Below are 23099 nucleotides of genomic sequence, written 5' to 3'. Positions count from 1 at the left end.
GATCCAATGTAAAATGTAATTGAGCCATAGTATTCATCCTTTCAATTATGTTTTGTGTGGTAACTTAATTTTAACTGAAAGATGAGCACTTGGCTCTTTTTAATAAATTTTAGAATTTACACCATTATATGGGCTTTATCAAAATATACTAATTTTGAAATCGAGCAAGTGGATTCTAATGGAAAAAGGTTTGGGAATTCGATTTTTGCATCTGTGATATACTAATTTTGCTGATATTAGGTTTATATCCAATTGAAACAAGTATATTTTTGTAAGAATTCACATATACTGAACTAAAATCAAAAACATGAGTTAGGATAACATTTCTTGCATGAAAATATTGCTTGGATATATAGCAGGTGATATGCGGAAAGAAGCCTATGTTCAATAAAAATTTATTGTTTGTAAGTAGGGAGTTATAGTAGGTACATAGAGGCTATTGCCCTTGACAAGCCCTGAGATTTTTTCTATTATAAGGTAAGTTAAATGCGATGATGAAGAGGAGTAATCAGTGTCGTCCTGTAGAGAGGGTCGCTCACCGGCTGAAAGGTGACCTAGGAGCTGAGCTGACGAAGGTAGCTTCGGAGCAGATGGTGAACAAAGCATCCTGGTGATAGCCAGACAGATGTACAAACCATCCGAGTCGTTCCCGTAAGGAATAAGATGAGATATAAATGCAGGTGGTAACGCGACCGTATCGAATATGGCGCCCTGTGTACAGCAATTTGCCGTACACAGGGCTTTTTAATTACGTTAAAAAGTTTCAACGTTAGCTAGAGGTAGCTAATAATTATGTCATAGTATTAGCTAAGCGGCTACTCGAACTAGGCAGGCGTGAGTAGGGAGGCACCATGCCGAGCATGGGAAGGACCTACGCCGGCGGGAGGGCTCCCATGCGAAGGTATGGGGGGTGCCCTACGGAAGCATGTATAATTTGGAAGCCGCGTGATTTTTAGAAAGGATAAAAGTATGAAAGAATTAGCAAAGACTTATGATCCAAAGGGTCTTGAAGACAGACTCTATAAAAAGTGGGAGGAGAATGGCTATTTCCACGCTGAGGTAGACCGTAGCAAAAAGCCATTTACTATTGTAATGCCACCTCCAAATATTACAGGTCAGCTTCACATGGGACATGCACTTGATAACACGATGCAGGATATCCTTATCAGATATAAGAGAATGCAGGGCTACTCAGCTTTATGGCAGCCAGGTACAGACCATGCAGCTATCGCTACAGAGGTAAAGGTTATCGAGCATCTTAAGAAGCAGGGCATCGAAAAGGATAGCCTTGGGCGTGAAGGCTTCCTTGAGAAGTGCTGGGAGTGGAAGGATGAGTACGGAACACGTATCATCAACCAGCTTAAGAAGATGGGTTCATCTGCTGACTGGGAGCGCGAAAGATTCACAATGGATGAAGGCTGCTCAAAGGCTGTAGAAGAAGTATTCGTTAAGCTTTACAACGAAGGCTACATTTATAAGGGAAACCGTATCATCAACTGGTGTCCAGTTTGTCAGACATCTATCTCAGATGCTGAGGTAGAGCATGAGGAGCAGGCAGGACATTTCTGGCACATGAAGTACGAAATCGTAGGCGAGCCAGGCCGCTTCGTAACATTCGCTACAACACGTCCAGAGACAATGCTTGGTGATTCAGCTGTTGCTGTAAACCCTAAGGATGAAAGATATCAGGATATCATTGGTAAGACTGTAATGCTTCCATTTGTAAATCGTGAGATTCCAGTTATCGCTGATGAATATGTTGATATGGAATTTGGTACTGGTGTTGTTAAGATTACTCCAGCCCATGACCCTAACGATTTCGAGGTAGGTAAGAGACATAACCTTCCTGTAATCAATATCCTTAACGATGATGCTACTATCAACGCAAACGGTGGCGAGTTCGAGGGTATGGATAGATACGAGGCTCGTAAGCTCATTGTTCAGAAGATGGACGAAATGGGTCTTCTTGTTAAGATTGAAGAGCATACACATAATGTAGGAACGCATGATAGATGTAAGACTACTGTAGAGCCTATGGTTAAGCCACAGTGGTTCGTAGCAATGGAAGAGCTTGCAAAGCCTGCTATCGAGGCTATCAAGACAGGTGAGCTTACATTTGTTCCTAAGAACTACGATAAGACATATTTACACTGGCTTGAGAACATCCGCGATTGGTGTATTTCACGTCAGCTTTGGTGGGGACATAGAATCCCAGCATACTACTGCGAGAAGTGTGGCGAGACAGTTGTTGCCAGAGCATCTGAGGCACCAACAGTTTGCCCTAAGTGTGGACATACTCATATGAAGCAGGATGAGGATACACTTGATACATGGTTCTCATCAGCACTTTGGCCATTCTCAACACTTGGCTGGCCAGAGAAGACAGAGGAGCTTGATTATTTCTATCCAACAGATGTACTTGTTACTGGATACGATATCATCTTCTTCTGGGTAATCAGAATGGTATTCTCAGGCTACGCTCACACAGGAAAGTCGCCATTTTCTACAGTACTCATCCATGGCCTTGTACGTGATTCACAGGGACGTAAGATGTCTAAGTCTTTAGGAAATGGTATCGATCCACTTGAGATTATTGATAACTACGGTGCTGATGCACTTCGTCTTACACTTATCACAGGTAATGCACCTGGTAACGATATGCGTTTCTACAACGAGCGTGTTGAAAACAGCCGTAACTTTGCAAACAAGGTATGGAATGCTTCTCGTTTCATTATGATGAACCTTGCTGATAACGAGGTTACAAAGCCAGCTGATGCAGACCTTGCTACTGAGGATAAGTGGATTATCTCTAAGGTAAACACATTAGCCAAAGATGTAACAGAAAATATGGATAAGTTTGAACTTGGTATAGCAGTTCAAAAGGTATATGATTTTATTTGGGACGAGTTCTGCGATTGGTACATCGAAATTGTAAAGCCAAGAATGTACTCAGAGGAATATACAGCAAGCAAGAATGCAGCCCTTTGGACAGCTAAGTTTGCACTTACAAATGCACTTAAGATGCTTCACCCATTTATGCCATTTATCACAGAAGAAATCTTCTGCACACTTCAGAGCGAAGAGGAAACAATCATGCTTTCTGCATGGCCAGAATTTGATGAGGCAATGAACTTCCCAGCTGAGGAAGCAAAGGTAGAGCGTGCAAAGGATGTTGTTCGTGGTATGAGACAGCTTCGTACAGATATGGATGTTCCACCTTCAAAGAAGGCTGCTATCCACATCGTAGCTGACGATGCAGATGTAAGAGCTACATTTGATGAGATTACACCAATCTTCAAGACACTTGCTGGTGCAACAGAGGTATTTATTCAGGCTGATAAGGCTGGTATCTCAGATGATGCAGTTTCAGCTGTAATTCCAGATGCTACACTTTTCGTTCCGCTTGAGGACCTTGTAGATTTCGAAAAGGAAAAGGAGCGTCTTACAAAAGAAAAAGAAAAGCTTGAAAAAGAGCTTGCTCGTTCACGCGGAATGCTTTCAAATGAGAAATTCATGAGCAAAGCACCAGAAGCAAAGGTTGCTGAGGAGCGTGAGAAATTAGCTAAATACGAAGCAATGATGGCTCAGGTTGAGGCACGTCTTGCTAGTATGAAATAATTAATAAAGGTAGCCCTCATCCACCACTAAAGTGGTCCCCCTTCCCCCGGAGGGGGAAGCCTAGAGTTTGCCTTCCCCCTCTGGGGGAAGGTGCCCCGAAGGGGCGGATGAGGGTACAGGAGGAAACTATGGATATCAAGAACATTTTAAGCAAGTGCGATCACACATTACTTGGTGTTGACGCAACATGGAATGACATTAAGGGTATTGTAGATGATGGAATGAAGTATGAGACTGCTTCAGTATGCATCCCAGCTAGCTTTGTAAAGCAGGCTGCTGAGTACGTTAAGGAGCAGGGCGGACACCTTCCAATCTGTACAGTAATTGGTTTCCCTAACGGCTATGCTACAACAGCTTCTAAGTGCTTTATGGCAAGTGATGCTGTAGATAACGGTGCTTCAGAAGTAGATATGGTTATCAATGTAGGTTGGGTTAAGGAAGGCAGATATGATGATGTTCTTGCTGAAATCAACGCAATCAAGGCTGCTTGCAAGGGTAAGCTTTTAAAGGTTATCATCGAGTGCTGCTTACTTACAGACGAAGAAAAGATTAAGATGTGCGAAGTTGTTTCAAAGTCTGATGCAGATTACATCAAGACATCAACAGGCTTCTCTACAGGTGGTGCTACATTCGACGACATCAAGCTTATGGCTGACCACATGACAAACGGCAAGCTTATTAAGGCAGCAGGCGGTATTGCTTCACTTGATGATGCACAGAAGTTCATCGACCTTGGTGCAAGCAGACTTGGTACTAGCCGTGTTGTTAAGGCTGTTAAAGGCCTTCCAAATGACGGAAAGTACTAAAAATTAGCTTCTATTGTGAAAATTTAATGAAAATTTATGTAAAAATGCAAAATTTCATGACAAATCCATTATAAAAATCTATAATTAATTTGATTAAGTTTAGTATCTTGGAATACTAAACTTAATCAAATATTGACTTTTGTTTTGGGGGACGTATGGCTCAGCCAATTAATGCACTTGCACCAAAAATTCAAGTCTCATCTGATGGTTTGGAAGCAACAATGACTTTTAAAATTCCGGATGGGAAAAGTGATGTGCCTAAGTTTACTGCTGCGCAGTTGCTTGGGTTCTTGAATAATGCAAATGTTACCTTTGGTATTGACCAGGATATGCTTGTTAAGCTGTCTAATAGTCCTGTTTATGGAAAGCCTGTTAAGGTGGCGGAGGGCTCTGCTCAGGTGCAGGGAACGCCAGGGTATTTTGAATATCATTTCGATACAACAGTCAATCGTAAGCCTACCATCCGTCCAGATGGTACAGCTGATTACATGAGTATTAAGACTATCGAAACTATACAGGAAGGTGATGTTATTGCAACATATCATCCTGCAGTTCAGGGAAGTCGTGGTATGTCTGTTAGAGGCCAGATTCTTGAGCCAAAGCCAGTGCGTGACCTTCCCCCATTAATAGGTAGAGGATTTGACAGATCCAGTGATAATCTTACCTACACAGCTAAGATTACTGGAAAAATAGAAGTTAACCAGGGAAAGATTTCTATATCACCTGTCCATGAGGTGCAGGGGGATGTGGGAATTGGCACTGGCAACATAAAGTTTAACGGCGACGTTATTGTTCACGGTGGTGTTCATGATGGTGCTGTTATTGATGCTGCAGGCAATGTAATTATTCATGGCCTGATTGAAGACTGCGACATTAGGGCAGGCAAGGATTTGTTCCTGTTGTCTGGTGTCAAAGGAAATGAAAAAACAATCATAGATTGCAAGGGCTCGGTGACAGCTCAGTTTGTGGAGTACGCCATTATTACTTGTGGTGGAGATATTACCGCAGATTATTTCTTTAAGAGCAAGGTTTCTTGCGATGGTCACATAGAGCTTAATGGCAATAATGCTTCTATCATTGGGGGCTACGTTTCAGCTGTTCAGGGAATAGAGGTTAATGACATTGGAAACTCTTTTGGAACTACAACAAATGTTGCTGTAGGTGTTGATATAGAAAGAGCTGCCGAATACGAAATGCTTGCAAAGAAGATTCAGGCAATCAGTTCTAATGTTCAAAAGATTAAAAAGGGTATAGAAGAATTTGATAGACTTGGCGAGGAGCGTGGCATTAATTACAAGGAAGACCCTCGTAGAATGCAGCTTCTTAGAGTACGTATCAGAGACGAAGCAGTTGTACTTGAAGAGACTAAAAAGCTCAGCAGACTAAAAGAAGTTATTATGTCTGGAAAAGGCGCAACTATAAAGGTTTATAGAAGATTGTACGCTGGAAGCAATATTTCAGTTGATGACCATCATGTTACCATTCAGGATATGCATGAAAAGATAGAGATTGAAAAGAGTGAAGAAGGCGTTAAACTGGTTAAAATTGGTGGATAAATTATGATAGATTTTGAAGAAGAACTTAAAAAGTACGAGCCTGCCATTGAAGTGGAACAGGCTGAGGCTGATATTAAAGCAAGAGATTTAACAGATTTAACAGACTTGCTTTTTAACATGACAGCACAAAACAACGGGACAAAATAGTTTGGATTTAGTGGAGAATAATAGATGCAGTGTTTTATGTGTGGTGCCGAAGTTGGTAACGAGAAAGTTTGTTACAACTGCGGCGCCGATATTTTGCTATATAAACAAATCATATACACGTCTTACGTGTTCTATAATCAGGGCTTGGAAAAGGCCAGGGTCAGAGATTTATCAGGTGCAATTGAATCCTTAAAATCTTCGCTCCAATATTATAAATATAATACCAGAGCAAGGAATTTATTAGGACTTTGCTATTATCAGATTGGGGAGATTGTGCTTGCTTTAAATGAGTGGGTAATCTCTAAGAATCTGCAGGAGGATAATCCTGATGCTGACAGATACCTGGCAGAAATCGAAAATGCGCCAGGCTTTTTAAGCAAGATTAATTCCACAATCAAAAAATATAATCAGGCAGTTGAATATTGTAAATCTGGTAGTAAGGACTTGGCTATTATCCAACTAAAAAAGGTTATAAGTCAGAATCCTAATTTTGTGAAAGCTCATCAGCTTTTAGCTCTTCTTTATATAGAAGAATCCAAGTATGCTGATGCCAGAAAGCTTTTGAATCAGGCGACCAAGATTGATGGTAATAATACTACTACCATCCGATATATCCACGAGGTAAAGTCAAGGCTAAAGGAACAGAATACTGGCAGAAGAAAGAAAAAGACTGACACGGTTTCATTCTTAGATGGCAATGACACAGTGGTTATGTCTGAAAAATCCTTCAGAAGTATGCTGGATAATTCAGGTGCCAGCCTAATGAATATTTTGCTTGGCCTTGTGTTAGGGCTTTTGATTTGCTTTTTCCTGGTAGTGCCAACAGTAAGAGATAATGCAAAGGATAGTAATTCCAAAACTGTTTTGGCTCTTAACGAAGCCCTTGCTGAATCTAAATCAAAGAGTGATTCTTTACAATCAGAAATAGATAGCCTTAAGGAAGATTTAAGTGCTTATGATGATAAGCAGGATGTGGCAACATCCTACGACAACCTTTTTGCAGCTGAAAATTCCTACAATGCCGGCGATAGCGAAACTGCCAGCCAGTACATTCAGCTGGTAACAAAGGAAGTGTTAGGAGAACAGGGCCAACAAGCTTACGATACACTTTATGCGGCTCTTTCTCCAGCTATTATTCAGGGCTATTATGATGATGGAAATAATTTCTATTCAGAAGAAAACTATGAAAGTGCAATCACTAATTTCAAGACAGTTGTAGATATTGATGAAAACTACAATAATGGTGCGGCACTTTTCCTTCTTGGAGATTGCTACCGATTGACAGATCAGACAGATTTGGCTTTGGAATGCTTTGAAAAGGTGGTTGAACTATATCCTTCAAATAAATGGGGAAAGCAGGCTAAGGTGTATATTGCAGCTGATGATACTACACTTGATGCCAAAGAGGTAGGTGAATAAAATGACAGATTTTGAGTTAGTAAAAATGGCCTTAGAGGCTAGAGAAATGGCTTACACACCATATTCTCATCACAAGGTGGGGGCAGCACTTTTGTGTAAGGATGGCACAGTGTTCAAGGGCTGCAATATTGAAAATGCAGGATATACACCAACAAACTGTGCAGAAAGAACAGCGGTTTTTAAGGCTGTCAGTGAGGGCTACTACGATTTTAGTGCAATCGCTGTAGTTGGTGGCATGGATAATCTCAAGGATTTGCCACTTTGCGCGCCATGCGGTGTGTGCAGACAGGTGCTTAATGAGTTTGGTGAACCAGATACTTTTAGAATTTTACTTGCCGAAGTAAAAAATGTGGATGATTTAACCAAAATTCAGCCTGAAGATGTAAAAATTATAGAAAAAACGCTTAAAGAAATTTTACCATTAGGCTTTGGACCTAAAAATTTGGACATAAAATAGACATTAAAACATCATTGTTCTTGCAAAAATCATGAAATACAATATAATTTAAGTATGAGTTTCTATTAATAAAGAAACAAAATATAGGAGGAATGAAAGAATGAAAAAGAAGTTATTAAGCGTACTTCTTGTAGCTTCAATGGTAGCTACTATGTTTGTTGGTTGTGGTTCATCATCTAGCAGTGATTCAGCTTCTGAACCAGCAGCAACAACAGATGAGGGGGCTGCTGATGCAGCAACAAACAGCGATTATAAGGTCGCAATGATTACAGACTCTGGTGACATCACAGATATGTCATTCAACCAGACAACTTACGAGGCTGCTAAGGCATTTGCAGATGAAAATGGTGTTGAGTTCCAGTACTACAAGCCAACAGCAGATTCAGATGATGCTCGTATCGCTTCATTTGAGAATGCTGTAGCAGATGGTTACAATGTAGTTGTTGTACCAGGTTACTTATTCGCTAACATGATTAAGGAAGTTGCTGAGACTTATCCTAATGTAACAATCATCGCTCTTGACTGTGGCGAAGGTGACTTTGGTGATTATAAGCTTCCTGAGAATGTTTGCTCATTCACATACCAGGAAGAGTTAGCAGGTTACATGGCAGGTTATGCAGCTGTTAAGGAAGGCTACACAAAGCTTGGTTTCCTTGGTGGTATGGCTGTTCCAGCTGTTATCCGTTACGGATATGGTTTCGTTCAGGGATGTAACGATGCTGCAGTAGAGCTTGGTAATGCTTCAGATGTTCAGGTTAACTATGTATATGGTGGCCAGTTCTTCGGTGATGAGGCTATTACAGCTCAGATGGATACATGGTATTCAAATGGTACAGAGGTTGTATTCGCATGTGGTGGTGGTATCTACACATCAGCTTGCGAGGCAGCTCAGAAGGTAGATGGCAAGGTTATCGGTGTTGACTCTGACCAGTCTGGTACAATTGCTAACCAGTACGGTACAGATGATCTTTGCATCACATCAGCTATGAAGGGTCTTGCTCCTACAGTTGAGTCTACACTTACAGACTTACTTGCAGGTAACTGGTCTAACTACGCTGGTAAGATTGAGAACCTTGGTATCGTTTCAGGTACAGATCCTTCAGTTAACTATGTACAGCTTCCTACAGATACATGGTCAATGAAGAACTTTACTGTAGATGACTACAAGGAGCTTGTTGGTAAGCTTTATGATGGTACAATCACTGTTGACAACACAACAGAGAAGATGCCAGCTACAGAAATCACAGTTAAGGAATATGACAATATTCACTAAATGCAAAAAGATTTAATTCTTTAGAGTTGAATTTGTTTGCACGGCGCACACACATTTATAAAACATGTTTTTATGTGTGTGTCTCCCGCAAAGTCTTTTATTAAGGAGGGAGGGATTACACATCCCTCCCTTTTTTAAAAATAGCAATATTTTAAAATTCATCACGGTAAACGCGATGTTTTTTATGGTTTTGCTGTTCATATAGGGGAGAGCATTATCAGCAAATAGATAGTTAATTAGCGCCTATGTAACTATCACAAAAGAAAGGGTTTATTGCGATGGAAGATTACGTAATTGAGATGCTGCATATTACAAAAGAGTTCCCAGGCATCATTGCAAATGACGATATTACTTTGCAATTAAAGCGTGGTGAAATTCATGCACTTCTCGGGGAGAATGGTGCCGGCAAGTCCACACTTATGAGTGTTCTTTTCGGACTTTATACACCGGAAAAGGGTGTCATCAAAAAAGATGGCAAAGAAGTAAAAATCAATAATCCAAATGATGCTACAGATTTGGGTATTGGTATGGTTCACCAGCATTTTATGTTGGTAGACATTTTTAGTGTACTTGATAATATCATTCTTGGTTCTGAGCCTAGTAAGCTTGGCTTTTTAACAAAGGCAGAAGCAAGAAAGAAGGTTATGGATTTATCTAACAAGTACAATCTTAAGGTTGATCCTGATGCGCTTATCGAGGATATCACTGTTGGTATGCAACAGCGTGTAGAAATCCTTAAGATGCTTTACAGAGATAATGACATTCTTATTTTTGATGAGCCTACTGCAGTTCTTACTCCACAGGAGATTGATGAGCTGATGAAAATCATGAAGGATTTAGCAGCTGAGGGTAAGTCAATCCTATTTATCACTCACAAGCTAAACGAAATCATGGAAGTAGCTGATAGATGCTCTATCCTTAGAAAGGGTAAGTATATCGGTACAGTTGATGTTGCAAACACTACTAAGGAAGAGCTTTCTTCAATGATGGTTGGACGTAACGTTAAGTTCGCTGTTGATAAGGAAGAAGCTAAGCCTACTAATGAGGTTCTCAAGGTAGAGAACGTTTGCGTAAAAAGCAAGATTCATGCTAATGACTCAGTACACAATGTTTCATTTAACGTACGTGCGGGTGAAATCGTATGTATTGCAGGTATCGATGGCAACGGTCAGACAGAGTTCGTTGGGGCGCTTACAGGACTCGATGACATATCTAGTGGAAAGATTACATTGTGCGGCGAAGATATTACTAAAAAATCAATCCGCTATAAGAATACACACGGCATGAGTCATATTCCTGAGGATAGACATAAGCATGGTCTTGTCCTTGATTATTCTCTTGAGGAAAACATGATTCTTCAAAGATACTTTGAGCCAGCATTCCAAAAGGGTGGAATGATTAAGAAAAAGGAAATGCGCGAATATTCAGATCGCTTAACAAAGGCATTTGATGTACGTTCTGGACAGGGTGCTGTTACAAAGGTTCGTTCTATGTCTGGTGGTAACCAGCAGAAGGCCATTGTTGCACGTGAGATGGATAGAGATCACGAGCTTCTTATTGCTGTTCAACCTACTAGAGGTTTGGATGTTGGAGCTATCGAATATATCCATAAGGAAATCGTAAAGGAAAGAGATGCAGGTAAGGCAATTCTTCTTGTTTCCCTTGAATTAGATGAGGTTATGAACCTCTCAGATAGAATCTTAGTTATGTATGAGGGCGAAATCGTAGGTGAGGTTGACCCTAAGAAGACCACTCTTCAGGAATTAGGATTATATATGTCAGGCGCTAAGCGTGATGATGGAAGGGAGGCTAAGTAATGCAAGCAAAAGAAAGCTTTTTCAAAAGACCAGGAGTACAGACATTACTTGCTTCAGTTTTATGTGCAGTACTTGGTATTATTATTGGATTTATTATCCTTTGGTTTATGAATGCTGAACATGCCACAGAAGGTATGGGAGCAATATTAACTAACTTCTTCAAATATAGAATAGCCAGCACAACCACATTGATGAAATACATGGGTTCATTCCTTGTTAACTCAGTGCCAGTTATTCTTTGTGCCGAAGCAATCTTATTTGCTTACAAGGCAGGATTATTTAACATTGGTGCAGCCGGACAGTATGCAGTTGGTATTATTGCCAGCCTATATACATCTCTTGCACTTGGATGGAACTGGTTCTTCTGCCTACTTGCAGCTATCGTAGCAGGTGGTGTTTGGGGACTTATTGCAGGTATCTTTAAGGCATACTTCAATGTAAACGAAGTTATTGCAGGTATCATGCTTAACTGGATTGGTTTATACATCTGTAACATCATTCTTGGCGGTGAGGCATGTATGAATCAGAGTAAGTCAGAGACTTACGATATCTCAGAGGTTAATCCTTCAGGCTTATTGCCAGGATTTATGCAGGAGTTCTTCGGTGGAAATCAGTACATGACAATAGCTATTCCACTTACAGTTATTGTTGCAATTATTATCCTTATTGTCCTTAACAAGACAACATTTGGATACGAGCTTAAGGCTACAGGTCATAACAAAGAGGCTGCAAAATATGCAGGTATGAATGCTAAGAGAAATATCATGCTTACACTTCTTATCTCAGGAGCTATTGCAGGTATGGCATCAGGCCTCTTCTATTTAACAGGTATCGAGCATTACAAGATTGCTTCATCAGTTCCAGGCATGGGATTTACAGGTATCGCTGTTGCCTTCCTTGGTGGACTTAATCCAATCGGAACAATCTTTGCCGGATTATTTGTTGAGTACATCACACTTGGTGGCCAGTATCTTAACACAAATTACTACAATCCACAGGTTGCTGATCTTATGATTGCAATCATCATTTACTTATGCGGATTCGTATTGTTCTTCAAGACAATACTTAACAGACCAGGTAAGGTAAAGGTTAATGCCAATGCTGAGCCTGAAAATACTGCAAAGAAGGAGGTGTAAGAAATGTCTGGATTATTATTACTTATTCAATATACACTTATTTTCTCGGCAGTACTTATTCTTGTAGCTTTGGGTGGTATGTTCTCAGAGAGAAGCGGTATCATCAACCTTGGACTTGAAGGTATCATGGTATTCGGTGCTATGGCAGGTGCTATGGTAATGGTTCTTCTTCCAAGCGATGCATCTAAGTTTACTATTATTGTTCTTACACTTTTGGCATCTGCATTAGCAGGAATGCTTTCATCGCTGTTGATAGCCGTTGCCTGTATCAATTTCAAGGCGGACCAAACCCTGATTGGTACGGCGGTTAACATGCTTGCTACAGCAGCTGCAACAGTTATTATTAAGGCTTTCAATACAATTCGTTCAAACGGCGCAGATTTCTCTGCAAAGCTTGATTACGTAAGAGGTCATGATGCATTTGTATTCTACATTGGTAAGCTTCAGATTAGCTGGTTTATCGTAGTAGCAGCTATCCTTCTTGTATGTGCAATAGTTTTCTTCTACAAGACAAAGCTTGCTCTTCGTATTCGTGCTTGTGGTGAGCATCCACAGGCTGCTGATTCAGTAGGTATTAATGTATATGCAATGCGTTACATTGGTGTTCTTTTATCAGGATTCCTTGGTGGTCTTGGTGGTATCATTTATATTTGTGCCGCTAACTCAACATGGCATTTTGATTACGGTGTAGCTGGTGCAGGTTTCCTTGCCCTTGCTGTTATGATTTTTGGTCAGTGGAAGCCAGAGCGTATTGCCTGGTCAGCAGTGCTTTTTGCATTGTTCCGCTCACTTTCAAACGTATACATGGGTATTGGATTCTTACATGCGCTTCCAATATCAGGAACAGTTTATAACATGTTCCCATACATCGTTTCACTTCTTGTACTTGCATTTACATCTCAGAATTCTCGTGCTCCTAAGGCCGAGGGTATACCTTATGATAAGGGACAGAGATAATATAGCCTTCCCCCTTTTAGGGGGAAGCCTTTTTTTTATTTACATGTTTCACAGAAATTTAACTATTAAATAGTACAATACAGTAGTGATGTTGTGTAAAGGACATTAATTCAGAAAGGAAGAAAGGCTTCATGAGACAGGTTGATGTGGCAGAAATAAAGCCGGGCATGATACTGGCAGAAAAAATTATAAGTCCACGTGGACAGGTTTTGGCCGAGGCTGGTACTGCGGTTACGGCTCAGCAACTGTTACATGTTAGTTATTATGGTATAAAGACCCTTTCAATCCAAGATGAAGAAGATGCAATAGAAAAATACGAATTCGATGCACCGGATGAGTATATTGGAGAAACTCAATCTGTAAGAATTTTAAATAGCCATGAGTTTGTAGAATTTAAAAAAGCCTACAACAAATGTGCAGACCAATTAGAAGAAATAGTAAATGAATTTGTAAATAAGCAAGTTCAGCTGAAGGATGATGTATTACTAGAAGACATCCACAAAGTATTTGAAGAACATTCAACAGGCCTTGGCATCATGGCAATGATGCTAAACATCCAGGAAATTGATACTAGCACTTACAAACATTCCGTTAACGTTGCTATTATTTCAAGAGTATGTGGCGGTTGGCTTGGTATTACAGATAAAAAAGAATTAGATGTGCTTACAATGTGCGGCTTGTATCATGATATTGGAAAATCATTAGTGCCTCAAAAGATTCTTACTAAGAAAGGGCCATTAACAGTGGAAGAATATGGTCGAATGGCTGAACATCCATTGCTTGGGTACAATCTTTTAAGCGATGCTGCGATAGACAGAAGAATAAAACTGGCAGCCTTGCAACACCATGAAAGAAATGATGGAAGCGGCTATCCATACGGATTAACAAAGGATTTTATTAGCTATTATTCTAAAATAGTTGCTATTACAGATGTATATGATGCCATGACAGCAGACAGATGCTATAGAGCAGGTATTTGTCCATTTGAGGTAATAGCACAATTCCAGCGGCAGGATAAAGCAAAATACGACCAAAATGTTTTACAGGTTTTCTTAAAGAATATTGCACAGTCTTATATAGGAACGAAGGTGGTACTGTCAGATGATAGTAAAGGCGTTATCACAATGATAAACGACAAAGCCCTATCAAGTCCTCTTATTCAGCTTGAAAGTGGTGAATTTATAGACCTTAAAGAGCGTTCTGATTTATATATTCGTGCATGTATTTAATATCTGAGAATAGTATGTTATTGATGAAAAAATACTGTTCTCAGATTTTTTATTTTGTACCTAAATAAAAACTGTGAAAAACTTGTAAAACCTAATCTAAGACCTTGAAATTGTGGTATAGTATAGATTGTGAAATAATGAACAAATGGGCTCTAATTTCCCCATGGGGAATTAATTATATATAATAAGGGAGCTAAAGTAAAAAGGAGGAAATAACAATGGAAATGTTAGTAACAGCTTTAATCTGTTTACCATTTCTCTGGGCGATTTTGCCTGCAGTTATTCACAATTCTAAGTGCAGAGCATTCTTCGTCTATCTCGGTTGTGGAATCGTTATTGCACTTTCGGTATTCACAGCTTTCAAGTGGTTCTTGGCTGGAGGCCAGGCCATGAGTTTCGATTTGCCATACAAAGAGGTCTTCGATGAAGTAATCTTAGTTGGCGACATTTTCTTGATGTGTCTTATCACATATCTTTCATTTAAGTACAAGAAGGGGGTTATTTCACTGCTTGCAATAGTGCAGACTGTTCTTGTTGCAGCACTAGAGCTTTTTGGACCAGAGGTTAAAGAGCTTCCAGCCCTTCGTTTTGACTGGCTTACACTTGTTATGATTCTTATCATCGGTGTAGTAGGTTCATTAATCGGTATCTATGCAGTTGGTTACATGCATGGCTATCACATTCATCATCACAAGGAGCTTACAGACAGACGTAGCTTCTTCCTTGCAATGATATTTGTATTCTTTGGTGCGATGTTTGGTCTTGTATTTTCACAGAGCCTTATCTGGATGTATTTCTTCTGGGAAATCACATCAGTTACATCATTCCTGCTTATTGGATACACTCGTACAGAAGAAGCAATCAACAATTCATTCAAGGCTTTATGGATGAACTTACTTGGTGGTTGCGGAATTGCAGCAGCTATTGCAATTGGCATCTTAGCATTTAAGACAGTTAATCTCTATGAGATTATTGATATTGCAATTGTTAGCAAGTATGTTGGTATTCCAGGTACACTTTGCTTGCTTCCAATCGCTTGCCTTGCATTTGCAGCACTTACAAAGTCAGCTCAGTTCCCATTCTCAGGATGGTTACTTGGCGCCATGGTAGCACCTACACCTTCATCAGCACTTCTTCACAGTGCAACAATGGTTAAGGCTGGTGTATATCTTCTTATTCGTATTTCAATGGCAATGGCTGATAACTATGTAGGTAACATGGTAGCCCTTATTGGTGGCTTCACATTCCTTGCAGCATCTTGCCTTGCTATTTCAGTTTCAGATGGAAAGAAGGTACTTGCTTACTCTACAATCTCTAACCTTGGTCTTATCGTTGCATGTACAGGCTGTGGTTATGAGGAGACAATCTGGGCAGCAGTATTCCTTGTAATTTTCCACGCAGTATCTAAGTCAATGCTCTTCCAGTGCGTTGGTGCTATCGAGAACACAACAGGTAGCCGTGACGTTGAGGATATGCAGGGATTGATTTCACTTTTCCCTAAGCTTGCAGTTGTACTTATGATTGGTATCGCAGGAATGTTCCTTGCACCATTTGGTATGCTTATTTCTAAGTGGGCAGCACTTAAGGCATTCATCGATACAAGCTCAGTTTATGTATCAACACTTATGGTACTTTTCATTTGCTTCGGTTCAGCTACAACAATGTTCTACTGGACAAAGTGGATGTCTAAGATTCTTGGCGCTTCTGGTAAGGAGAAGTCAAGAGACCTTACAAAGAAGAACGAGTACATCTCAATGTTCTTCCATGCAGTTATGATGGTTGCGCTTATTCTTGGATTCCCATGGCTTTCAGCTAACGTGCTTAAGCCAATGACAAATGAGATGTTTGGTACAGATGTACAGGTTATCTCATACCAGAATATTATTATCATGATCGTATTACTTGTTGGCGTATTTGTAATTCCATTCATCAATTATTTATTGACAAAGAATTCTAAGGCTAAGCAGGTAATCACATACATGGGTGGTGCTAACTGTGGTGATAACTTCAACTTCGTTTCATCAACAGGTGACCCTAAGGAGATGCACATCTCTAACTTCTACATGGAAGATATCATGGGTGAGAAGAAGTTATTCACACCAGCAATTATGATTTCAACATTTATCATCATTGTATACATGATTATCGTGATAGGAGGTGCATTCTAATGACAGAACGTATTATTATTGCAGTACTTTATGTAATCCTTGCACCTTTCGTAATCGGTTTGCTAGATGGCTTTGATAGAAAGATTTCTGCTCGTATGCAGGGAAGAAAAGGACCATCTGTATTGCAGCCATTCTTCGATTTAAAGAAGCTTTTTGAAAAGGAATTTTTAACAGCTAATAAGGCGCAGCTATTTATGATTCGTTCATACTTAGTATTTATCGTTTTATCAGGTATCCTTTTCTTCGGTGGATTTGATATTTTGCTTGTTGTATTTTCACTTTCTACAGCAGCAATGTTCTTAATCCTTGCTTCAACATCAACTCACTCACCATACTCTGCACAGGGTACTCACAGAGAGCTTGTTCAGATTATGTCATGTGAGCCAATGGAATTACTTGTTGCAGTTGGTTTTTATCTTGCAACAAAGACATTCAATGTTAACGAAATCATTGCAGGCTCTGCAGTTTCAAACATTGTTTACTTACCAGGATTTTTCGTAGGATTTGTATTTATTCTTACTATCAAGTTTAGAAAGTCACCATTTGATATTGCTACTAGTCATCATGCACACCAGGAAGTTATCAAGGGTGTTACTTCAGAGATGGTTGGTAAGGAATACGGAATGGTTACACTTGCTGAGTGGTACGAGAACGCTATCTTACTTGGTATAGTTGGATTATTCTTCCTGAACTCTAATCCTGTTTCTATTGTAGGCGCTATCATTGCAATCCTTGTTGTATGGTTCCTTGAGATTCTCATTGACAACACATCAGCAAGAGTTAAGTGGCAGCTTATGCTTAAGCTTGCTTGGGGCGTTACAATCATAGCAGCAGGCATGAATCTCTTCTTACTAGAGATTATTATGGGTTAATGTTTGATTAATAGGAGGAATAGAAATGAGTACAATACATAAATCACCATGGCTACTCCACTATGATGGAAGTAGCTGTAATGGATGTGATATAGAAGTTTTAGCATGTACTACTCCAGTTTATGATGTGGAGCGTTTCGGTGTTATCAACACAGGTAACCCAATGCATGCTGATATTTTCCTGATTACTGGTGGTATCAATTCTCAGAACGAATCTGTTGTTAAGCAGATTTACGAGCAGATGCCACAGCCAAAGGTAGTTATCGCTGTTGGTACATGTGCATGTACAGGCGGAATTTTCAAGGAATGCTACAACATCAAGGGCGGAGCAGATACAGTTATTCCTGTTGATATCTATGTTCCAGGATGTGCAGCTCGTCCAGAGTCAATCATCGATGGTGTTGTTAAGGGTGTAGCTCTCTTTAAGGAGAAGGCTGAGGCTCTTAAGGCAGCAGAAAAGTAGGAGGAAAATATGCAAGAGATTAAAAAAGATTTATATTTAATTGAAAAGGCTGAGCTCCTCCAGGTTATCATGGAAAAGAAGAATGCTCTTTGGAGACTTTGCCAGATTTGCTGCTCTTTCCCTAAGGCAGAGAATCATTACGAAGTAACATATTCATTTGCTAATGGATATGACTTCGCAAACTATAGACTTATCGTAGAAAAGGATGAGGAAGTTCCTTCAATCTCTCGTGTTTACAAGTCAGCTATCTATTATGAGAACGAGATGCACGAGCTTTGGGGACTTAACGTAGAAAATATCAAGGTTGATTTACACGACAAGCTTTATCGTATCGATGTAGAGACACCATTTATTGAAAAGGAGGACAAGTAGCATGGGAAAAAGAAGTATAGTACCTTACGGCCCACAGCACCCTGTTCTTCCAGAGCCTATTCATCTTGATTTAGTTTTGGAGGACGAGAAGGTTTTAGCTGCTATTCCTTCTATTGGATTTATTCACAGAGGTCTTGAGAGCCTTACAAGCAAGAAGGATTTTAACGAGATGGTATACGTTGCAGAGCGTATCTGCGGTATCTGTTCATTCATGCATGGTATGGGCTACTGTATGGCAGTAGAGGATATCATGAACGTAGAGGTTCCTCGTCGTGCAGATTATCTTCGTACAATTTGGGCTGAGATGAGCCGTCTTCACAGCCACTTATTATGGTTAGGATTACTTGCTGATGGTTTTGGATTCGAGTCACTCTTCATGCATTCATGGAGACTTCGTGAGAACATTCTTGATATGTTCGAGGCATCAACAGGTGGACGTGTTATCTTCTCTGTAAACACAATCGGTGGTGTACTTAAGGATATGCCAAACGATATGCTTAAGGAATTCGTTAAGAAGCTTGACGACATGGAAAAGGAAATCCGTGAGACAACAAGCATCTTCCTTAACGATTACACTGTAAAGAGCCGTCTTGTAGATGTTGGTATCATCACTGGTGAGGATGCTATCCGTCGTGGTGCAGTAGGCCCTATGATGAGAGCTTCTGGTATCAACGTAGATATGAGAAAGAACGGCTATGCAGCATACAACGATATCGACTTCGACGTAATTACTTCTAACAACTGCGATTCATACGCTCGTTGCGAAGTACGTATCGGAGAGCTTTTCCAGTCTATCGATATCATTAGACAGTGTGTTGCTAAGATTCCTGATACTGAAATTAATACAAAGGTTACTGGCATGCCAAACGGTGAGTCATTCATCCGTGTAGAGCAGCCACGTGGTGAGGCATTCTATCATGTACGTGCCAACGGCACTAAGTTCTTGGATAGATTCAGAGTCCGCACACCTACATTTGCTAACATCCCAGCACTTACCCAGACTCTGCAGGGATGCCAGTACGGTGACGTGCCACTTCTCGTACTCACTATCGACCCATGTATCAGCTGTACAGAACGATAATTAGATGAGTTTGAAAGACATCGTAATCTATTAATAGCGGGTAGGCTACAAGCATGATGATTCTAAAGCGAGAAATCTCTCGAGCGTAGAATTATCAAGCTTGTAGGCGTAAGCCGCGAGAGAAAACTTAGAATGTCTTACAAACGGAATGGAGGATATAGAAATGGGACAATTTTTACCATTTACTAAACAAGTTTTGAAGAACCTCTTCTCTGAGCCTGCTACTACTCAGTATCCTTTTGTACCAAGAGAGTACCCAGAGCGCACTAGAGGTCATGTAGATATTAATAAGGATCAGTGTATCCTTTGCGGAATGTGTATGCGTAGCTGCCCTCCAGGGGCAATCACAGTTGACAGAGCAGGAAAGACTTGGTCTATCAACCGCTTTGACTGCGTACAGTGTGGCTACTGTGTAGAGAAGTGCCCAAAGAAGTGCTTGTCTATTACACCAGGCTATCAGGAGCCAGGTCCTGAGAAGTTTAACTACTCAGTAGAGGTTCCTTACGAGCCACCAAAGCCTGCTGCAAAACCAGCAGCTGCTGCTCCTGCACAGCCACAGTCATAAAAAAAATAGCCTTCCCCCTCTGGGGGAAGGTGTCTGCGCAGCAGACGGATGAGGGTCGCATTTAATATAGCCCTCATCAGTCACCTGCGGTGACAGCTTCTCCCAGCAAAGGGAGAAGCCTTTTTTATTATCTAGCCCTAATATCTAATATCTCTCCCACATACATAGTGTGGAAATCATCCAAATGCTTTGCTGTATAATTTTCATTTAGAATCTTTTCATCCAGTATAGTATTTTCTGTCATTGGCACAGCTGCAATTTTCCTACAAAGAATGATAAAGTTAGCATCATCAATATAAGGTGCATTAAGAGCATGTTCAATACTAACATGGCACAGATGAAGCTTGTCCTCGTTTCTGCCAGAAAGCTGATCCAATACTTTCATAAGCTGCACATTGTTTTTGTCGTTCATATCAAAAAAGCAGGCAGAGAAGTATTCGCTCTTATCTAAAAGCTCCTTGGTGTATCTGGTGTTTCTTAAGAATGCGTAGACCACGTTTTTTCCCCACAAGTGACCAACGCCCCCATTGTGTGATGACATTGCGTTTACTACGCCGTCAGCCTCGGCAACAATGGCAATGCCCTCATCAGCCACCTTTTGAGTAGGATTCCACTCTAGCATATCGATTGGATAAGGTTGAAAGGTATGCATAATCTTCCTCACTTTCTGTTATAAATTGTTCTGTTGTAAGAATTTTAAAATTTCGTGCTCTGGTAAAGGATGAGAGAAATAGTAGCCCTGAAGATAATCTACCCCTAGAGATTTCATTTCATCTAGCTGCTGTTTTGTCTCAATACCTTCCGCTATAATTCTAAGTCCCATTGAATGAGCCATATCTACTACTGTTTTTACGATAGCCTTTGCTTTTGCATTGGTAAAATATTCTTCAGTAAGATGCATATCAAGCTTAACAATATCTACTGGCATATCAACGATATAATTTAAGTTTGAGGAGCCAGCACCAAAATCATCTAGCGAGAAAGAAATACCATGTTCTTTTAGCTTTTCCATGTTTTTAGCAAGGTTTTCTCGGCTTCGTATAGAGTTGGTTTCAGTGATTTCAAAATTAAGCAAACGTGGGTCTATAGAGTTCTTATCTAATGCTTCTAAAACCCTGGATACAAATACAGGACTTTCTCCATGCTTGACAGAAAGATTTAATTCTACCTTTTGTACCCCAAGCTTTTCTATTCTGTAGGATTTCATGAAAGAAAGTACATTCTTAAATATGTTTTCCGAAAGAGGAACAATCCTGCCAGTTTCTTCTACAATAGGGATGAAATCGTTAGGATATACTAAAGTTCCATCCATGAGCCGTATTCTTACCAATGCCTCGATACCGGTATATTTATCAGAAGATACATCATAGATAGGCTGGTAATGTACCTCTATACGGTTATCCTCCATGGCAGAAATAACCATTTTTTCAATTTGCTTACGATTGCGAAGAAGAGCCATTGCATCCTTGTTAATTATAACCTCGTTAGTAATCAGGTTCTTATGGTTACTAGGAACAAAGTTAGTGATTAACAGCATCAAATCATCCGCATCTGTCGCAATCCTGCTGTCAGGAATGATTGTATAGTAAGGGTGAAGCAATGTGTAAGCATAGGCAATATCTGCGTTATCCTCTATGGATTGGAAATAAGTTTCAATCTTAAATTTAGTACTTTCCAAAAAATCCTTGTTCTCAAATATAAGGAAGAAATATCCTTCAGCTGTGTCAAAAACCTTAGCAGTCTTAATGCTAAACAGGAAATCTGATAAGGTATTAATTGTTTTTCTAAGTATTTTATTTTCTGATGATGTATCATTTAATGTATTAAATGAAATAATCATTGCAGAAAATGGTGTTTTTGATTTATACAGGTAATCCAGATAATCATATATTACTGCGGAACTAAAATGTCCTGTCTTTCTTGATATGGCGCTTTGTGGATTTTCCAGTTCAAAAAACATAATAAGAGCACCGATGCAGGCTGCAAAGCTTACGATTAATAGCTGTGGTTTAAGGAACTGAATTACCGCTGAACAAATCCATATTAGCATCCATATAAGAAGGGCGTTGGTTTTCTGCTGTTTTATATGGTTTTTCAATACCATAGTAGAAGCTATAATCAAGATAATATGTATCGCTACAAATATATATGTGGCAATGGCGGCTTTTCCATAGGAATACAGATATCTTCCATCATAGTAATAATCGACGGGAAGATATGTAGTTATAAACAGTCCTATAATAAAGCTGTACCTGAAAAGTCGTCCCAAGAACCTTTCAAATTCGCTTCCAAAGTATCTAAAAATATCTGCTACTGTATAAGCAAGAGCACAGTAGGAAACAGTTTGAAGGCTTAATAGATATAGCTTGCAGGTAACAAGAATAACAGTGTTATTATATTTAGATGAGTTTACTATTAAATAGCATGAGGCTATATCAAGAATTACACATCCAATAATAGCATATAAAGTTGTAATAAAACGTTTTTCCGACCCCAGGCCCATAGTAGGTTGTTTTTTATAGAATACTAACAGCAAAACAACAATTATTAGCCCGCATACTTGAGTATAAATATTCATAAAATATGCCCCACCTTATGTGTTTATTCTGATTATAGCATTGAATCTATGTGGATTGCGTTAAATCTCAGAAAGTTCAAAGAAAGTTCAAAAAAGTCATCTGAAACATAACAAAAAATTTAGCAATTTAATGTGTTAAAGTGTTGACTCAGGTTGTCAAAAGTTAGATAATAAATGAAAAATATTTATGATTTAGCGCGGAGGCACAAGATGGATATCAGATTTGAAAAAAGGGAGCAATTAAAAGAGAAGCCAGATTGGAGCAACCTTGGCTTTGGTAAGTACATGACCGATTACATGTTTGTATGCGACTGGGATAGAGAAATCGGATGGCACGATGCAAGAATCGTACCAGAAGGACCAATCGAGATGGATCCAGCATGTATGACACTTCATTATGCACAGGAAACTTTCGAAGGTATGAAGGCATATCGTAGAGAAGATGGCAAGATTCAGCTTTTCAGACCAGAGATGAATGCTAAGCGTATGATTAACTCTAATGAAAGACTTTGCATGCCAGCATTCCCTGTTGAGGATTTTGTTGCAGCAGTTAAGGCTTTAGTTAAGACAGAAGAGGCATGGGTT

General features: G+C 39.8%; 19 protein-coding genes and 1 pseudogene. 18 read left to right on the top strand and 2 right to left on the bottom strand.

Annotated elements, in window-relative coordinates; genetic code table 11:
- Window positions 1-969 precede the first annotated feature (969 nt).
- The 17 genes from IJ535_RS13325 to IJ535_RS13245 all read left to right on the top strand — a co-directional run bounded on the left by IJ535_RS13325 (window position 970) and on the right by IJ535_RS13245 (window position 19936).
- Window positions 970-3618 (top strand): valine--tRNA ligase, encoded by a 2649-nt coding sequence (locus tag IJ535_RS13325; protein ID WP_294303824.1) that lies wholly within the window; start codon window positions 970-972, stop codon window positions 3616-3618.
- 128 nt (window positions 3619-3746) lie between these two features.
- Entirely contained in the window at window positions 3747-4424 is a 678-nt protein-coding gene (gene deoC / locus IJ535_RS13320; RefSeq protein WP_294303823.1) for a deoxyribose-phosphate aldolase, read from the top strand.
- Window positions 4425-4579: 155 nt separating this feature from the next.
- Window positions 4580-5980, top strand: a complete 1401-nt coding sequence (locus IJ535_RS13315) for a DUF342 domain-containing protein (protein WP_294303822.1) — start codon at window positions 4580-4582, stop codon at window positions 5978-5980.
- Window positions 5981-5983: 3 nt separating this feature from the next.
- Window positions 5984-6127, top strand: a complete 144-nt coding sequence (locus IJ535_RS13310) for a hypothetical protein (protein WP_196801517.1) — start codon at window positions 5984-5986, stop codon at window positions 6125-6127.
- 24 nt (window positions 6128-6151) lie between these two features.
- On the top strand, window positions 6152-7546 hold the full coding sequence (locus tag IJ535_RS13305) for a tetratricopeptide repeat protein (protein ID WP_294303821.1): 1395 nt from the start codon (window positions 6152-6154) through the stop codon (window positions 7544-7546).
- Between the two features lies 1 nt (window position 7547).
- Complete coding sequence (locus IJ535_RS13300; protein WP_294303820.1) at window positions 7548-8003, top strand: cytidine deaminase; 456 nt, start codon at window positions 7548-7550, stop codon at window positions 8001-8003.
- A gap of 100 nt (window positions 8004-8103) precedes the next feature.
- On the top strand, window positions 8104-9276 hold the full coding sequence (locus tag IJ535_RS13295) for a BMP family lipoprotein (protein ID WP_294303819.1): 1173 nt from the start codon (window positions 8104-8106) through the stop codon (window positions 9274-9276).
- 278 nt (window positions 9277-9554) lie between these two features.
- Window positions 9555-11093, top strand: coding sequence for an ABC transporter ATP-binding protein (locus tag IJ535_RS13290; protein ID WP_294303818.1), 1539 nt, complete (start codon window positions 9555-9557; stop codon window positions 11091-11093).
- A complete protein-coding gene (locus IJ535_RS13285; protein WP_294303817.1) occupies window positions 11093-12229 on the top strand; it encodes an ABC transporter permease in 1137 nt (378 codons plus the stop codon). The genes IJ535_RS13290 and IJ535_RS13285 overlap by 1 nt, the downstream gene beginning before the upstream one ends.
- A gap of 3 nt (window positions 12230-12232) precedes the next feature.
- A complete protein-coding gene (locus tag IJ535_RS13280) occupies window positions 12233-13186 on the top strand; it encodes an ABC transporter permease (RefSeq protein ID WP_294303816.1) in 954 nt (317 codons plus the stop codon).
- Window positions 13187-13317: 131 nt separating this feature from the next.
- Window positions 13318-14415: an HD-GYP domain-containing protein gene (locus IJ535_RS13275; protein ID WP_294303815.1), complete on the top strand. Its 1098-nt coding sequence runs from the start codon at window positions 13318-13320 to the stop codon at window positions 14413-14415.
- 218 nt (window positions 14416-14633) lie between these two features.
- Window positions 14634-16583, top strand: a complete 1950-nt coding sequence (locus tag IJ535_RS13270; RefSeq protein WP_294303814.1) for an NADH-quinone oxidoreductase subunit 5 family protein — start codon at window positions 14634-14636, stop codon at window positions 16581-16583.
- On the top strand, window positions 16583-17455 hold the full coding sequence (locus IJ535_RS13265; RefSeq protein WP_294303813.1) for an NADH-quinone oxidoreductase subunit H: 873 nt from the start codon (window positions 16583-16585) through the stop codon (window positions 17453-17455). Before IJ535_RS13270 ends, IJ535_RS13265 begins: the two co-directional genes overlap by 1 nt.
- A 25-nt stretch (window positions 17456-17480) precedes the next feature.
- Entirely contained in the window at window positions 17481-17918 is a 438-nt protein-coding gene (locus IJ535_RS13260) for an NADH-quinone oxidoreductase subunit B family protein (protein WP_294294356.1), read from the top strand.
- 9 nt (window positions 17919-17927) lie between these two features.
- Window positions 17928-18290 carry an NADH-quinone oxidoreductase subunit C gene (locus IJ535_RS13255; RefSeq protein WP_294303812.1) on the top strand — a complete coding sequence of 121 codons (363 nt, stop codon included), beginning with the start codon at window positions 17928-17930 and terminating at the stop codon, window positions 18288-18290.
- Window position 18291: 1 nt separating this feature from the next.
- Window positions 18292-19371 (top strand): hydrogenase large subunit, encoded by a 1080-nt coding sequence (locus IJ535_RS13250; protein ID WP_294294350.1) that lies wholly within the window; start codon window positions 18292-18294, stop codon window positions 19369-19371.
- A gap of 163 nt (window positions 19372-19534) precedes the next feature.
- On the top strand, window positions 19535-19936 hold the full coding sequence (locus IJ535_RS13245; protein WP_294294348.1) for a 4Fe-4S dicluster domain-containing protein: 402 nt from the start codon (window positions 19535-19537) through the stop codon (window positions 19934-19936).
- Window positions 19937-20063: 127 nt separating this feature from the next.
- On the opposite strand, the gene IJ535_RS13240 is transcribed toward IJ535_RS13245, so the two are convergent.
- Both IJ535_RS13240 and IJ535_RS13235 read right to left on the bottom strand, forming a co-directional pair.
- Window positions 20064-20588 carry a flavin reductase gene (locus IJ535_RS13240; protein ID WP_294303811.1) on the bottom strand — a complete coding sequence of 175 codons (525 nt, stop codon included), beginning with the start codon at window positions 20586-20588 and terminating at the stop codon, window positions 20064-20066.
- Window positions 20589-20606: 18 nt separating this feature from the next.
- Entirely contained in the window at window positions 20607-22514 is a 1908-nt protein-coding gene (locus IJ535_RS13235) for an EAL domain-containing protein (RefSeq protein WP_294303810.1), read from the bottom strand.
- 210 nt (window positions 22515-22724) lie between these two features.
- Here IJ535_RS13235 and IJ535_RS13230 point away from each other — a divergent pair.
- Window positions 22725-23099: pseudogene (locus IJ535_RS13230) on the top strand (branched-chain amino acid aminotransferase); the annotation flags it as partial.

Origin of the sequence: Pseudobutyrivibrio sp. (assembly GCF_017471675.1) — a bacterium.
Classification (GTDB): Bacteria; Bacillota; Clostridia; order Lachnospirales; family Lachnospiraceae; genus Pseudobutyrivibrio.
The sequence above is the reverse complement of the archived record's forward strand: the minus strand, read 5'-3'. Positions and strand labels throughout refer to the sequence as shown.

What these genes read in the sequence shown, in the direction of transcription:
- IJ535_RS13255 (WP_294303812.1), top strand. Translation starts at nt 17,928, where the DNA reads ATGCAAGAGATTAAAAAAGATTTATATTTAATTGAAAAGGCTGAGCTC.
- IJ535_RS13300 (WP_294303820.1), top strand. Translation starts at nt 7,548, where the DNA reads ATGACAGATTTTGAGTTAGTAAAAATGGCCTTAGAGGCTAGAGAAATG.
- deoC (WP_294303823.1), top strand. Translation starts at nt 3,747, where the DNA reads ATGGATATCAAGAACATTTTAAGCAAGTGCGATCACACATTACTTGGT.
- IJ535_RS13240 (WP_294303811.1), bottom strand. Translation starts at nt 20,588, where the DNA reads ATGCATACCTTTCAACCTTATCCAATCGATATGCTAGAGTGGAATCCT.
- IJ535_RS13260 (WP_294294356.1), top strand. Translation starts at nt 17,481, where the DNA reads ATGAGTACAATACATAAATCACCATGGCTACTCCACTATGATGGAAGT.
- IJ535_RS13250 (WP_294294350.1), top strand. Translation starts at nt 18,292, where the DNA reads ATGGGAAAAAGAAGTATAGTACCTTACGGCCCACAGCACCCTGTTCTT.
- IJ535_RS13285 (WP_294303817.1), top strand. Translation starts at nt 11,093, where the DNA reads ATGCAAGCAAAAGAAAGCTTTTTCAAAAGACCAGGAGTACAGACATTA.
- IJ535_RS13245 (WP_294294348.1), top strand. Translation starts at nt 19,535, where the DNA reads ATGGGACAATTTTTACCATTTACTAAACAAGTTTTGAAGAACCTCTTC.
- IJ535_RS13280 (WP_294303816.1), top strand. Translation starts at nt 12,233, where the DNA reads ATGTCTGGATTATTATTACTTATTCAATATACACTTATTTTCTCGGCA.
- IJ535_RS13235 (WP_294303810.1), bottom strand. Translation starts at nt 22,514, where the DNA reads ATGAATATTTATACTCAAGTATGCGGGCTAATAATTGTTGTTTTGCTG.
- IJ535_RS13305 (WP_294303821.1), top strand. Translation starts at nt 6,152, where the DNA reads ATGCAGTGTTTTATGTGTGGTGCCGAAGTTGGTAACGAGAAAGTTTGT.
- IJ535_RS13315 (WP_294303822.1), top strand. Translation starts at nt 4,580, where the DNA reads ATGGCTCAGCCAATTAATGCACTTGCACCAAAAATTCAAGTCTCATCT.
- IJ535_RS13265 (WP_294303813.1), top strand. Translation starts at nt 16,583, where the DNA reads ATGACAGAACGTATTATTATTGCAGTACTTTATGTAATCCTTGCACCT.
- IJ535_RS13270 (WP_294303814.1), top strand. Translation starts at nt 14,634, where the DNA reads ATGGAAATGTTAGTAACAGCTTTAATCTGTTTACCATTTCTCTGGGCG.
- IJ535_RS13325 (WP_294303824.1), top strand. Translation starts at nt 970, where the DNA reads ATGAAAGAATTAGCAAAGACTTATGATCCAAAGGGTCTTGAAGACAGA.
- IJ535_RS13290 (WP_294303818.1), top strand. Translation starts at nt 9,555, where the DNA reads ATGGAAGATTACGTAATTGAGATGCTGCATATTACAAAAGAGTTCCCA.
- IJ535_RS13295 (WP_294303819.1), top strand. Translation starts at nt 8,104, where the DNA reads ATGAAAAAGAAGTTATTAAGCGTACTTCTTGTAGCTTCAATGGTAGCT.
- IJ535_RS13310 (WP_196801517.1), top strand. Translation starts at nt 5,984, where the DNA reads ATGATAGATTTTGAAGAAGAACTTAAAAAGTACGAGCCTGCCATTGAA.
- IJ535_RS13275 (WP_294303815.1), top strand. Translation starts at nt 13,318, where the DNA reads ATGAGACAGGTTGATGTGGCAGAAATAAAGCCGGGCATGATACTGGCA.